The following is a 14149-nucleotide window of genomic DNA, read 5'->3' as shown; positions in this document are numbered from 1 at the left end:
TCTCTCTCTGCGCCCTCTGCGCCCTCTGCGGTTAATAAAAATTATTAAGTTCGCAGCGCGCACCTATGGCATAATTGGTGGCAACATTGCCAGAATTGCGATATTGAAAGCAGGAAATTCCAGCGGTGAAACGATCGCGCTTTCTCCCAGAATAACCTCGCTTTGATACCCATCTTCCGCAGGTTCTCGAAAAACGTGCAGTTGTCTTTCGCCCACATTTAATACCCAATAATCGGCAATTCCCGATCGCGCGTAAGCTTTGGCTTTAATTTCGCGATCGTAAGCTAAGCTGCTGTCTGCTACTTCAATAATTAAATATACTTCTGATGGAGTCGGATGGTGAGTCGCATAGTCAAAGGCATCGATTCTGACTACGGCGATATCCGGTTCGGGTTCGGAATTGTCATCAAGGGCGATCGGATCTTGCATTCGTACCCACGCCAGATTTGCAAAAAGGCTTTGCAGCAATCTATCTGTACGCCCTAAAGCGGAGGTGTGAGCAGTTCCTTTTGCACTCATTTTGATGATATTTCCTTCAATTAATTCAATGCGTTCCTCTGGGTGAAAAACTCCCATCTCTCCCAGTTTATGATACTCTTTAACTGTCCATTTACGGAGCGTGAAAGGGGCTTCTGTTATTAGCATAGTTTCACCAAAAATATCGCAATTCCATCTCAGATAATTTAATTGTAGCTTAGGTAAAGTATGCAGCGGTAATCAGAGCAGGATTGTGCAGCATCTCTCTGCGATCTCTGCGGTTAATAAAAAACAATAAAGTGATTCAGGTTTCGATCGCAGAATGGGCATAAATTGCCAACTGCGATCGATTTCGCAAGTTTAACCGATTCAGTAAATGAGTGACATGAGTCTTCACTGTTCCCTCAGAAATAAACAACTGCTGGGCAATATCTCGGTTGCCTAAACCTTTACCAATCAACCGCAATACCTCTTGTTCGCGCGGGGTTAATTGTGCCAGTGCAGGGAGTTTCGAGAGTTGAGTAGTAGGTGTTGGAGTCGTAGGTGCTGCACAAAATCCTGTTATTAGCTTATCCATTAAACCAGGAGCCAGTTGAGTATAACCCGATTGCACCAAACGAATTGCTTGTGCTAACTCTTCCGATGGCATATCTTTCAACAAATAGCCCTTGGCTCCGGCTCGCATCGCATCAACAATGTATCCATCGTCATCAAAAGTAGTTAAAACCAAGACACTCGTGTTGGGAAATGACTGACAGATCAGGCGAGTTGCTTCTCTACCATCCATCACGGGCATTTTTAAATCCATTAATACAACATCGGGTTGGAGAGCTTCGACTTGCTCTAGAGCAGCTTTACCGTTGTGGGCAATTCCAATCACTTCTAAATCTGATTCTAGGCTTAACATAGCCTTGAGCCCTTGGCAGATAAGCTGCTGATCGTCAACTAACAACAGACGAATCATGGGATATTCCTAAAATGTATTATCCCATGATAGTTCTTAATTACACAGACCAAGAAAAAACGCCAAAAGAGGTTGACGCACAGTAATTCATTTGCTCATATTTAATTATGTATGCTACCATTTGCTCAGGGCATACGTACCACTCAGAAAAGCAGTCAAATTTCTAGGCTTGCATCCCCATACCTTGAGGAAATATGCAGACGAAGGGAAGATCAAAAGCATCAAAAACGAAGCAGGGCAAAGACTCTACGATGTCGAGTCCTACCAGCGCGGTGCAGCTAGAACTACCCTTGTTTGCTACTGTCGAGTTAGTTCCCCCAAGCAGCGAGACGACCTCGCCCGCCAAATTGAATTCATGCCGCAGCAGTATCCAGACGCCGAAATCATCCAAGATATCGGTTCAGGAATCAACTTCAAAAGGAAAGGACTGCAAGCCCTACTGGTCAGATTTATGCGCGGCGAACAGCTCACGGTTGTTGTTGCCTGTCGCGACAGATTGTGCAGATTCGGATTTGAACTGTTCGAGTTCATGGCAGAGCAAAACAATGGACAAATCGTGGTTCAAGGCGGAACTGTTTGCTGCCCGGAAACCGAACTCACAACGGATCTTCTCTCCATCCTTCACGGCGACCGTTGCAGAATGCACGGACTCAGAAGTTACCGCCAGAAGATCAAGGAAGATCCGGCTATTCCTAAACCCTGAGCAAAAAGCTCTAGTTAAGCAGTGGTTTGGTGTAAGTCGTTTTGTCTACAACACGACTATAAAATACCTTCAAGAGCCGGGTACTAAAGCTAGCTGGATGACGATTAAAACTGGAATACTCAACAGCTTGCCTGATTGGGCAAAACCTGTACCTTTTCAGATTAAATCGATTGCCATCAAAGATGCTTGCTCGGCTGTTAAGGCTGCTAAACAGGGATTTAGTAAAGACGGTCAAGTCCGCAAGTGTAAGTTTCGCAGTAGGAAAGACACCAAGCAGTCTATCTATGTGCCGAAGTCGGCAATCAAAGACTGCGGTGTTTATCACTCAATACTTGGTAAATGCCGACTCAAGGAATCGCTACCCGACCTGTTGAGCGATGGTAGGCTGACTCTTTCCTACGGCGAATATTACCTCGTAGTTTCAGAAGAAGTGCAGCAAGTTAAGACCGAAAACCAAGGTCGGCTTGTTGCCTTAGATCCGGGTGTTCGCACGTTCATGACTTTTTTTTCGGAAGATTCTTATGGTTGGTTGGGGCAAGGTTCTAATTTACACATCCAGAAATTGTGTTTTCGGTTGGATAAATTAGTGTCAAAGATTTCTCATGCTCCCAGTCGCCAGAAAAGAAGATTCAAGAAAGCCACTGGTAGGCTTCGCTGCAAGATCAAGAATTTGGTGGCAGAACTGCATCGCAAAACGGCTAAGTTTTTAGTCGATAATTTTGATGTGATTTTACTGCCAACATTCGAGACTTCTGGGATGGTTTCCAAATCCCGCCGCAAGTTAAGAAACAAAACGGTGAGACAAATGTTGACCTTGAGCCATTACGAGTTTAAAACTTTTCTGAAGTGGAAAGCTTGGGAACAGTCGAAACTCGTGATTGATTGCAGCGAAGCTTACACCTCAAAAACGGTGTCGTGGACGGGCGAAATTGTTCCTAACCTTGGCGGCGCTCGGACTATAAAGTCTCAAGCTACTGGGTTGAGGATGGATAGGGATCTAAATGGTGCTCGCGGGGTTTTCCTTCGGGCATTGGTTGATGCTCCTTTGTTAAGAAACTCTCTTAACTTATGTGTTTGTTAGCATTTGTTAGCAAAAAAGTATCGGTTACGTTAATTTTACACTTTGTTACATCAAGTAATTTATTTTCGCCTACCTACTTAACGGCAGGCTAACATCGATTCTACACCCCGTTCCGGGTGATGTTTCCAGGTGAAACTCTCCGTTGAGAGAAGCAATTCGCTCTTGCATCCCTCGCAATCCAAACCCGCCAGTACCACTTTCTAATTGGAACCCCCGCCCGTTATCTTCAAGACTCAAAAGCACTCGATCGCACGTTGTTTGCAATTGCAGGCGAACCTCGGTAGCTTGGGCGTATTTGCAAATGTTGGTCAACGCTTCTTGCACGATGCGATACAGCGTTTTGACAACTTGAGGTGGTAACACAACTTCCACGCAAATGCTGCTGGTAACAGTGACACCCGTACTCTGGCGAAAGTCTTCCATCAGCGAGGCAATCCCCTGTTCCAAGGGTTCTTCTGCCTCTGCGTCTGCCCTTAGCGCATTTACCGATTGTCGAACTTCTTTCATCGCCACCTTACCGAGTCGCTGGGCTTGTTCCAAAAACGGTTGTGCCTCTATTGGGTCATGCTGCCAGAGTTTCATGGCGGTTTGCAGTTGAATGTTGAGCGAAGTCAAGGCGTGACCCAGGGAATCGTGAATCTCTCTGGCAATGCGATTGCGTTCCTGAACCGCTGCTAAATCTTCTATTTGCAGGGCATATTCCCGTAGCTGTGCGTGGGCTTGCGATAGTTGTTCCTGGGTTCTGCGTTCTGCTAGTAAGGTACTGACCAACTGCGACACGAAAAATAGTCCCAATCCAAACATCAACAATTCTGCCGTCTGGTGCATCCAAATTTGCTGTTGCTCGACATTAGGCAACATTAGGGGTATCACTCTTTGAAGATACTGAACTTGATGAAACATATACATTACCAGCGACAGACCTGCCACAATCCATCGACCGGGGGATGCAAATAAAAAACAACTGCGAATTAAGACAATCAAATACAGCGTCGGTAGGATATGCAGATATCCCAAGGTAGTTCCGTAGAAGATCAGACTCATTTCGATCGCCGTATAGAGATAGCGAAACGAAGTTTTGCCCGCAGGTAAGATCCATCCCATCAAGCCCAGGGAGATCAGGATCAGAATGTGCTGTACGGGAAGACTTTGACGCTGCCACGCTTCGATGGCGGCCATCACTCCACAACTGCCTAACATGATCCACTCGGTGTACAGCAGAAAGCGAAATGGTTGAGGTTGGGTTTTTAGTAGGGATGCGATCGCCGTCATGACATGGCCTCCAGTAGTTCTGGCTCTCAAATATTCCCCAAAAATACTGCAAGTCAGAGTGAATGTCGATAAAACTCGGCAATTTTCTAACTTTCGCTGATGCCACCCCTCGGAACTATGACTAAAGTTATAGCCGATCGGGATAGGCCGCGCGAACATCGGACTAGGCAGTGATGGGCGATCGCAACTTTTGGCAGATGAGGGGGCGATCGAGAATATCCATTTCGTTGATGTCAGATCGAGACGTTTTTCAGATGTGTTGAACCGAGTTGATTTCCTAAGATTGTGACATAGCAAACCAAAGCAAACACTTTTGATTTGCCTCAATAATTCACTTAATATCTAGGAGCAACGAACATGGCTTTAATTAATGGAACCAACGGCAACGACAATCTGAACGGTACTGCTGCGAGCGATACCCTGCGGGGATTAGACGGAAATGATAATCTGTTTGGCGGTTTTTTTGGGGACGATCTTCTGGATGGTGGAAACGGAAACGATACAGCGACCTATCTGGGATTTGGCAATAATATAAATGCTTCCTTAGAGACGAACAAAGCAACTTTTTTTGGAGGTAGCGGGACTTTCATCAGTATTGAAAACTTAATTGGCGGTAACAATCAAGATGTCTTAACTGGCAACGGTTTTGGCAATCTGATCGATGGTAGTTTTAGCAATGACGACATCTCCGGTCGGGCAGGGAACGATCGCCTAATTGGTGGAGCCGGATTCGATACTTTAAAGGGAGAACTAGGAAACGATAACCTGCGAGGTGGTAACGATACGGATTTGCTAGAAGGTGGCGATGGGTTTGATTTCCTAGCTGGCGACAAGGGCAACGATACGATGATCGGTGGCAGCGGCGATGACGCATTTGAATGGGTGGATGGCGACGGCAGCGATTTGATTCAAGGCGACAGCGGTCGCGATAACTTATTATTCAACGGTTCGATCGCGCAAGGGGATAATATTGATCTCACCCAATCGGGCTTGAACATTGTATTGCAGCGCACCAATCTCGTCCCCGTAACCTTAACAACCACAGGCATAGAGAGTTTCAATGCAATTAACGGTGGCGGTGGCGATGATGTGTTAAGTGTCCGCAATCTAGGCGCGACAAGCGGTGTCGAATTTATCCAATTCACGGGGGGAGAAGGCAACGATCGCCTGAATACAACTAATGTATCAGCAAACATCAATGCTAGTGGTGGTAACGGAAATGATATTCTCGTAAGCAGTAACGGGAACGACGAGCTATTTGGTAATGGAGGAAGTGACGTTCTTTCCGGGGGTAACGGGAGCGATCGAATTACAGGTGCCGAAAGAGGAGGAGGCAAGGGTGAAATTGATGTGCTAATTGGCGGTGCAGGAGCAGATACTTTTGTGCTCGGAGAGCTCGGGCAAACCCGTTATGATGATGGCAACGGCTTGTTAGACAATGCTGCGGACTTTTTCAATGGTAACATTGGCATTGATGGTCTGAGCGATTTTGCCCGCATCTTAGACTTCAGAATCGGTGAGGATGTCATTCAACTGGGTGGGTCGAGCAGTAGCTACGTGCTCAGATCCGTCCCCAATTCCCTGCAAGGAGGGGCTGTCAATGCAGATATGGGAATTTTCAAGAACAATGGATTTGCACAGCCCCTTGAGTTAATTGCGATCGTTCAGGATGCACCCAGTACCCTAAACCTGAGCAGCACAACGCAATTTACCTTCAGTTAGCTTTAATTGTGAATAAAATACGGTGTTGTGTGGCACAAAAAACACACAACACCGTTTGGCGATCGACCCAAACATTGCCCGCAGTTTAATATTGGGGGAATACCAGAAACGCCAGCCGTTGTGGCTTGAGATTTAATACCATTTTTCTAAAGATGTGCTATGGATGAAGTCTTAGCCCCCCCTTAATAAGGGGGGGTTGGGGGGGTAATATCTAGCGCTACTTTATGAAATTGGTATAATTCTCATTCCTAAGTCGGTTAAAACCGACTGCAATTATTAGAATTTTTATTTAAATGAATGTTATAAATAGGTTATTCATGAATTAGTAAGGTACGCCATAAGCACCTTACTAACCCTGGGGTATTTCCGACTAAGCTGACACGCTACAAACTAGCGAAATTTACTTTTGTTACTTCACCGGCGACAACATTAACTGTTTGTTGAATTTGACTTCCGTCAACTTTCAACTGATAAGAACCGGGTGAAAGCTCGATCGCCCCAAACCATCCTTTACCATCCGCGCGCAGTTGGCGCACTTTGCCCGCAGCATCGATCGACTGCAATGTCAAGCTGGCACCATCGCAAGTTTGAGCGCACTGCTGCAAATTTCCGGCGATCGCACCTGTAGTCGGCCGCGACTTCCAAGGCATATCGGGAACGGCTGCTGCTGTCGCCCAGACAGGCTGTGTTTCATAGGTTTTGCCCGTCGCAGCATCAACGTATTGACTCGTCACAGAAAGCGCGGTGTAGAACAAATCGTTGCTTTGGGGAACGTATTTCCAAGGCTGGCGGGGCAAATCTCCGCTGCCGCCCGATCGCAGTTCCACATTCGTGTACACGTTGCTGCTAGCGTAGGAATAGAGCACCGTACCTGCGACGTGATTTCCTTTCGCAGACGGCTGTTCGGCGCGACGAACCTGTGCTAGGGTGTCTTCGATGTAGTTGAGGTAATTGCCGGGGCCGATCGCAATTTGGCGGTTATACTGGTGGTCTTTAGCGTACTCGATCCAGCGGTCATAAGCGAGTTTTTGCGATCGTTTGTACTCGCGCTGGTAAGTCATCGGCATCGCCATGTCTACGATCCCTTCTTCCAGCCAAGCGCGCCAATCTTGCAATACTTCTTTGTAAGGCTGCGTTTGATACCACCCTGCATCGTTTGTGGGGCCGTCTCCCCAGGCGATCGTGGCGGCGGTAATTTTAACACGCGGTTTAATTGCAAGGCTTTCTACATAAAGCTTCCGCACTAAATTTGTCACCTGGTCGCGCCGCCACTGCATCCACGCGGGATCTGTGGGTGCGGGTTTGCCCGATCGACCTGTTTGCTGATTGAAACGGGCGATCGCAGTCGGATTGTAGCCCCAAGTCGGCCCGCCGTAGCGCACATAATCCAACTGTACACCGTCCACATCGTAGCGCTTCAGCAAGTCCAAATACACGGAAACAGTATAATCTACGGCGTCTGGATGGCCGGGATCGAGATAGCCTTGGGCTTCTCCACCGTAAGTCAGCATTGCCCAATTGTCGTTTCCTGGGGCCGAAGGCCCGTGTTGTTGCCAAACGTGACCGGCGGGAAGTTTGGTGCCCGAAACCACCGGCAGCGTCACCATCCAAGCGTGTATTTCAATGCCTGCGGCGTGGGCTTTGTCAATCAAATCTTGCAGGGGATCGAAACCGGGGGGAACGTTGGGATCGAGGGTGCGGGGTTCGATCGCACTCGTGTAAAAGGCATCGCCACGGCGGCGGACTTGGGCAACGATCGCGTTGGCATTTGCCCGCTGCGCGTCTGCGATCAATTTTGTGACTTCTTGAGGCGTTTTGAAGCCAGGGTTGAAGGCGTCCACCCAGAATGCGCGAAATTCGGCGGCTTGAGTTTGCGGGGGCATAGTTGCGTTAGCGAAGCCCTCGAAGAGGATCGCGCGGGATGGGAAGTTGGAGAACCAACCAGGAGTCAGCAGAAAACTAATTGTTAAGCCAATCAGGAACAAGCTTGACAAAAAGAATGTTTTGGTATTTCGCATCAGAAATGTGTGAGAGAGCGTTTAACAGTCCTTTACGGACTTTTGGTTTGAGCGTCCGCTTGACATTTTCGCACAAGGGTACAGTTTTGTGTTGTCAACGGCAATTTTTTAATCTAATGTCAGTAATAAATAAACAGATTGATTATGAGTAAACCGCCTCAAAAACAAGCAACTAACCGCTTGTTAATTTCACAAGAACTGCTTGGACTTCATCATCGCTGGCAAAGTCTCCAGCTTCCGCCTCCGCAACGCCTTTGTTAATTTCATCAAGCAGCCATTGATAGATTTCCAGGTAAGAAGCGATCGCTTCGTTCAAAACATAAGTTAAATCGCGATCTGTGACAGTAGCGATCGCCTTCAGCGCATCTTTTTTTTCGCTATCAAGGAGAAATGTAAAATTTTCTTGACTCATGGCTGCCCTTTGCTGTTATGGGAAGAGAGTAAACTGGTAATATGATAGCGTATAGATTCCTATTTGGGCGAAAATAAACTGAACTCGAAATCGCACTTTTTGAACAAATGATAGTACCGCACTTTCAAACCCTAGCCCTTCCGGGTAACAGCTACTCAACTGCAAGCAATTTGCTCGATCGAGTAGATGGCTGGCGTCAAGAAGCAACCCGAAAGTTACAGCAAAGCCAGAGAGGAGAAAAAGGACAATTTTTAACACCTTCCTCAGTCGCAAGTTGGATGGCGGGAATGTTTGAATTTAACTGTCCCGATATATCGCTTTTAGATGCCGGTGCAGGAATTGGTTCGCTGTTAGCAGCCGTTGTTTGCGAACTTTGCCAGCGCCCAAACAAACCGCACAGCCTTCACGTTACAGCTTATGAAATTGACCTTATTTTGATTGAATACCTCAAGCAAACTTTAGAATTATGCAGTATTGAATGTCAGCGTTTTGGGATAACTTTTACCTGTGAGGTTCGCGAAATTGATTTTATTCAAGACAGCGCCGATATGTTGCAGCCCAATCTCTTTAAACAACCAGTAAAACGGGAATTTACCCATGCAATTATCAATCCTCCATACGCCAAGATAGACGCTAAATCCCAAGCCCGAACCTTGCTGCGTTCTATAGGACTAGAAACCAGCAATCTCTACGCTGGCTTCACAGTTGCGGCCGCTCACCTGCTCAAACCAAACGGTGAATTAGTGTCGATTACTCCCCGCAGCTTTTGCAACGGTTTATACTTTCGAGATTTCCGCAAAGTATTCCTTCAAATGATGGCTTTACGCCAACTACACATCTTTGAATCCCGACAGTTGCCATTTCGCGATGATGCAGTGCTGCAAGAAACTATTATTGTGCGCGCCACCAAACAAATAGAACAGCCAAATACTGTACTAATTACCTCAAGCAGCAGCGCGGGCGATGACCTGATTTTATCTCACCAACTGCCCTATACCGCCCTAATTAATCCCAATGATTCCGAGCAATTTATTCGGATTTTACCGGATTCTGTCAGCCAGAAAGTAGTCGAGCAAATGGCTCAATTTACTTGCACCCTAGAGGAATTAGGCTTAACAGTTTCCACCGGAAAAGTTGTAGATTTTCGTGTTCGCTCTGACTTGCGGCTAAAACCTGAGAACGGTACAGTTCCGCTGATTTATCCCGCCCACTTCTCCACGGGCGGTGTTGAATATCCCACAGCCACGAGAAAGCATCAAGCTTTAGCTGTCACGGAAAAAACTGCTACACTCCTCGTACCTAACGAACATTATGTTTTGAGCAAGCGCTTCTCCTCAAAGGAAGAGAAAAAGCGAATTGTTGCAGTTGTCTGGGATGCCCATAAAATTAATAGTTCTCGCGTTGGTTTTGAGAACCATTTGAATTACTTTCACCAACAGGGACGCGGATTAGACCTCACCCTAGCGCGGGGATTGGCCGTTTATCTAAATTCGAGTTTGGTAGATGCGTTTTTTCGACTGTTCAACGGACACACTCAAGTTAATGCTACGGATTTACGCAATTTGAAGTATCCTAATGTAGAGCAATTACTGTTACTTGGCGCTCAAATAGGAGAAATATTTCCTACACAGCGGGAGATTGATCAACTTGTCGAGAGACAACTGCTGAAGGCGACAAATCCGTTAGAAAATAGCCCAATCACAATCAAGAACCGTATTGATGAATCTCTAGAAATACTTGCAGCGCTGGGTTTTCCAAAAGGTCAGCTTAACGAACGTTCCGCCTTAACCCTTCTGGCTTTGCTTGACCTCAAGCCAAAGGATGCTTGGGAATTGGCGAAATCTCCACTTCGGGGAATCACACCAATTATGGAATTTATGGAGGAGGAGTACAGTAAAAAATATACACCAAACACGCGGGAAACTGTGCGCTGCCAAACGGTGCATCAGTTTCTAGATGCAGGTTTAATTGTTGTTAATCCTGACAGTCCCGAACGTCCGGTGAATAGTCCAAAAACTGCATATCAGATAGAAGAAAGTGCTTTGGAACTGCTGCGAACTTATGACACTTCTGACTGGGACAAGAATGTTCGCGCTTACCTCGTTCATTTTAACTGAGATATTGCACCATTGTCAATTACTTGTTTAGGAACAGGCAAGATGCCTGTTCCACAAGAAATACACTCTTTGTGGAACAGGCATCTTGCCTGTTCTTGACAATGGTGCAAGATTTAAGTTTTAACGGAGAACATCTTTTGCAGGCTTATTCCAAAAATGAAAACATTTGTGAGTCAGAATGATGCTAAAATGCACTATTTATATGGCTGCCGCTGGCATCGGAATGGCATATACTGTGATGCCAGGGGTTGAATTGACCGGAATTGTCGATCGCACTCAGTAAATCAAATAAGTAACTAGGTAAAATATATCTCCAATGGAAAAAAAGCATAACGCTGGATTGTGGGTATCAGTATTATACTTCGCTCAAGGTCTCCCTTACACCGTCGTTAATTTAATGTCGGTGATTTTTTTGAAAGGTATGGGAACCAGCAACGAGCTCATCGGGTTGACAAGTCTTTTGTCTTTTCCTTGGGTATTAAAAGGTTTGTGGGGCCCAGTTGTTGATTTGTATTCCACCAAACGCAAGTGGATTTTAACAACCGAAATCATTTGTGCTTTTCTGTTTGCTTTCCTGGCTTTTGGTGTATTAACGCCCGCACCGATTATTATATCGCTTGTTATCTTTACCGCGATCGCCTTTGTGTCAGCTACTCACGACATCGCCATTGACGGATTTTATTTAAACACTCTAAATAAAGACCAACAAGCACTATTTGTCGGGGTTCGCAACACGGCTTATAGAGGTGCTGTCATTGCCGGTAGCGGTTTATTGGTGTTCTTAGCGGGGAAACTGGCAGAACAGCATTTAGTCAGCGGAAATACAGGTGACACCAAAATATATCAAAACATTCCGCTGTCACTTTTCGGTTCGGATTTTAGCGTGTCTGCGCTTAACTACGGATGGGCGACAGCCTTTGGTATTTGTGCGATTATGTTTGTGCTGATATATCTTTTTCAGCGGTGGTATCTTCCCTATCCTAGAAATTACGATCTAGAATCCGGTGCCCCCCAACAAACAACCAGCTTTGTCGAAGCATTCAAAACCTATTTTCAGCAAGATAAAATAGGTTGGATTGTGGCTTACGTCTTAATTTTTAGGTTAGGCGATGCCTTGACGTTTAAAATGGCTCCGCCATTTTTAATGGATAAAGTTGAGAAAGGAGGATTAGCAGTTTCTACGTCGGATATGGGCTTATTATCCGGTACTTTAGGGGTAATGTTTCTGTTAATTGGAGGGTTGCTGGGCGGCTATTTGATTGCTAAACAAGGATTGAAAAAATGGATGTGGCCGACGGCAATTCTGCAAAATTCGACTAACGTGCTGTATTGGCTGTTGGCCATCAATCAACCGGGGATTGAATGGGCTTATGCTGTAAATTCGATCGAGCAATTTACTTACGGACTTGGCGTAGCTGCCTATACAGTGTTCTTGATGCGGACTGTCCGCCCTGAATACGAAGCATCTCACTATGCAATTACAACGGCTTTTATGGCCGCAGGAGTGCTGATTCCGGGCGTTTTCAGCGGCTACTTGCAGGCGAGTCTCGGCTATCAAAATTATTTTTTGATGAGCGCGCTGGCTGTGATTCCCGGTATGCTGACGATTTTCTTTCTGCCCCTAGACGATGAGAAAAAATTGGCATCCATGCCGAGACCTGGGCTTGACGATTTCGATTAATTAAATTGCAATACGGTTCAGTTAAAACTATTTATTCCTCGGAGATCCCCCTAAATCCCCCTTAAGAAGGGGGACGCAAGAGTAAGTTCTTGTCCCACCCCCTACTCCCCTTTTTAAGGGGGGTTAGGGGGGATCGAGCTTAACTGAACCGTATTGAATTAAATTGTATCTGTTGACGTTCCTACGTGGCGGCACAAAATAGAGGACACAACAATGTTGTGTCCCTACCCCATATCGGTATTGCTAACTAAATCGACCTAAAATCGCTAGCTGTAAGCGGAGTATTTAGTGTGCCGAAGAAACTGGCAAGAACTTCACCTGTGCTGACAACCTCGATCCCCGTTGAAATCTCCGTTTCAGTAATTCTCAGTTGGTTAAAGCTCAAACCTTTGGTCAAACCGATTAAATCTTCACCCTGTTTAAAGTCAATAAGTGTGTCTGTACCAGCCCCAATTCCCAGCACAAACACGTCGCGTCCAGCGCCGGCAATCAAGAGGTCAGCACCTACTCCGCCAACGAGCGTATCGTCTCCTTCTCCCCCGTTCAAATTGTCATCTCGTTTGCCGCCGAATAACTGGTCGTTACCCATGCCACCGCTGATAATATCGTTACCTCCATTGCCGATGAGAGTGTCGTTTCCCCCATTCCCCGTGATAATATCGTCCCCTGCCAAACCTGATGCTGTATTGTTGGCATCGTCCCCTACTAAACTATTAATTTGGGATAGATCGAGAGCAGTTTGCATTGCCCTAAAACTTCCAAAAAAGCCTTTTCCGGGAGTGGTTCTCAATTGCTCTACTGTGCTGCGCGATTGCAGCGCATCTCCAAATTCTGGTAATGCAAAGTCTAAGCCAGCTAACAGTTCTAAATAATCTGAATCTGTAAAAGTGAAATCAGGGCGGTTCAACTGGTCTACAGAGATTTCGGCCTGAGTCAAGCCTGGAGGTGGAGAAGTTAACAAACCGCTTTGGCCGTGCTTGTCCAAGACAAGTAGTGGGTTGATAATCGGGTTAGTAAATGTTTGAAGAACTACTTTTCCGGGGAGAAAAGCTTCTCCTCCCAAACTAACAAAATCCCCGCTAACTATGTAGTGAGTTACATTTTTCCCGGCGCCGGCTTTCTGCTTAAATGTATTGACTGTGCTCTGACTAACTCCGGGAGAATTGAAGGTGACAACATCTCCGATAGTAGAGGTAAATTCGGTGGCTGCTAGTTGCGTTATGGCGCCGCCCAAGCTGTGTCCGAGAAGGTCTGGTGGCAAGCGGCTGGGGTTTTTGGCTGTATCTTGACTGATTTGTGTCAGCCAATTTCCTAATGCCTGTTTGTTGGCTTCAAATTGGTTGAAACCGACGCCGCGCTTGTCTGCGTTGGCAAGATCGTCTGTGGGCGAGTCGGTGCCGCGAAATACCAAAACTGGCGGTTTGTCTGGGGTGGTGGAAATTAAGCCGATCGCGTGAAATCCAGTACCGGGATCGTCAAAGGTGCGATCGATTTGGTAGCCAGCAGCGCTCAAACCTGTTTGAACTAAAGTTTGAGACTGGGGGTTGTTATCTATGTAAGCAAGTTGCTTGGCTATAGTTTCGTAAGCGGCGGGAGAAGAGGACATATTTTTTTATTTCCTGTCGTTAGATTGGGAATTAGTGTTTAAGCTACTTAATTAAGTTTACTGTAAACTCCGGTTATTAACCATATTAATGGGTCA

11 protein-coding genes are annotated in these 14149 nt (G+C 46.2%); 5 read left to right on the top strand and 6 right to left on the bottom strand.

Translation table 11 applies throughout. The annotated features are described in order from the left end of the window. Positions 1-63 precede the first annotated feature (63 nt). Together QUB10_RS10565 and QUB10_RS10560 are read right to left on the bottom strand one after the other, a co-directional pair. Positions 64-645, bottom strand: coding sequence for a Uma2 family endonuclease (locus QUB10_RS10565; protein WP_333201867.1), 582 nt, complete (start codon positions 643-645; stop codon positions 64-66). A 136-nt stretch (positions 646-781) separates the two neighbouring features. Continuing rightward, positions 782-1441 (bottom strand): response regulator transcription factor, encoded by a 660-nt coding sequence (locus QUB10_RS10560; RefSeq protein ID WP_333201866.1) that lies wholly within the window; start codon positions 1439-1441, stop codon positions 782-784. 121 nt (positions 1442-1562) lie between these two features. On the opposite strand from QUB10_RS10560, the gene QUB10_RS10555 reads away from it, so the two are divergent. After that, positions 1563-2144, top strand: coding sequence for an IS607 family transposase (locus QUB10_RS10555; RefSeq protein WP_333201864.1), 582 nt, complete (start codon positions 1563-1565; stop codon positions 2142-2144). Further along, positions 2047-3225: a transposase gene (locus tag QUB10_RS10550; RefSeq protein ID WP_333201915.1), complete on the top strand. Its 1179-nt coding sequence runs from the start codon at positions 2047-2049 to the stop codon at positions 3223-3225. Before QUB10_RS10555 ends, QUB10_RS10550 begins: the two co-directional genes overlap by 98 nt. 69 nt (positions 3226-3294) lie before the next feature. Here the strand turns inward: QUB10_RS10550 and QUB10_RS10545 are convergent, their stop codons facing one another. Then, on the bottom strand, positions 3295-4656 hold the full coding sequence (locus QUB10_RS10545; protein ID WP_333201863.1) for a sensor histidine kinase: 1362 nt from the start codon (positions 4654-4656) through the stop codon (positions 3295-3297). Between the two features lie 198 nt (positions 4657-4854). Between QUB10_RS10545 and QUB10_RS10540 the strand changes: the two genes are divergently transcribed. After that, a complete protein-coding gene (locus tag QUB10_RS10540) occupies positions 4855-6219 on the top strand; it encodes a calcium-binding protein (protein ID WP_333201861.1) in 1365 nt (454 codons plus the stop codon). Between the two features lie 383 nt (positions 6220-6602). On the opposite strand, the gene QUB10_RS10535 is transcribed toward QUB10_RS10540, so the two are convergent. Continuing rightward, positions 6603-8237 carry a family 10 glycosylhydrolase gene (locus QUB10_RS10535; RefSeq protein ID WP_333201859.1) on the bottom strand — a complete coding sequence of 545 codons (1635 nt, stop codon included), beginning with the start codon at positions 8235-8237 and terminating at the stop codon, positions 6603-6605. 172 nt (positions 8238-8409) lie between these two features. After that, a complete protein-coding gene (locus tag QUB10_RS10530; protein ID WP_333201857.1) occupies positions 8410-8649 on the bottom strand; it encodes a CopG family transcriptional regulator in 240 nt (79 codons plus the stop codon). Positions 8650-8756: 107 nt separating this feature from the next. On the opposite strand from QUB10_RS10530, the gene QUB10_RS10525 reads away from it, so the two are divergent. Further along, on the top strand, positions 8757-10766 hold the full coding sequence (locus QUB10_RS10525; protein WP_333201855.1) for an Eco57I restriction-modification methylase domain-containing protein: 2010 nt from the start codon (positions 8757-8759) through the stop codon (positions 10764-10766). Positions 10767-11082: 316 nt separating this feature from the next. Beyond that, a complete protein-coding gene (locus QUB10_RS10520) occupies positions 11083-12447 on the top strand; it encodes an MFS transporter (protein ID WP_333201853.1) in 1365 nt (454 codons plus the stop codon). Positions 12448-12694: 247 nt separating this feature from the next. On the opposite strand, the gene QUB10_RS10515 is transcribed toward QUB10_RS10520, so the two are convergent. After that, positions 12695-14053 carry a lipase family protein gene (locus QUB10_RS10515; protein ID WP_333201851.1) on the bottom strand — a complete coding sequence of 453 codons (1359 nt, stop codon included), beginning with the start codon at positions 14051-14053 and terminating at the stop codon, positions 12695-12697. Positions 14054-14149 lie beyond the last annotated feature (96 nt).

It is taken from the genome of Microcoleus sp. B5-D4, assembly GCF_036705145.1.
Taxonomy (GTDB): domain Bacteria; phylum Cyanobacteriota; class Cyanobacteriia; order Cyanobacteriales; family Microcoleaceae; genus Microcoleus.
The sequence above is the reverse complement of the archived record's forward strand: the minus strand, read 5'-3'. Positions and strand labels throughout refer to the sequence as shown.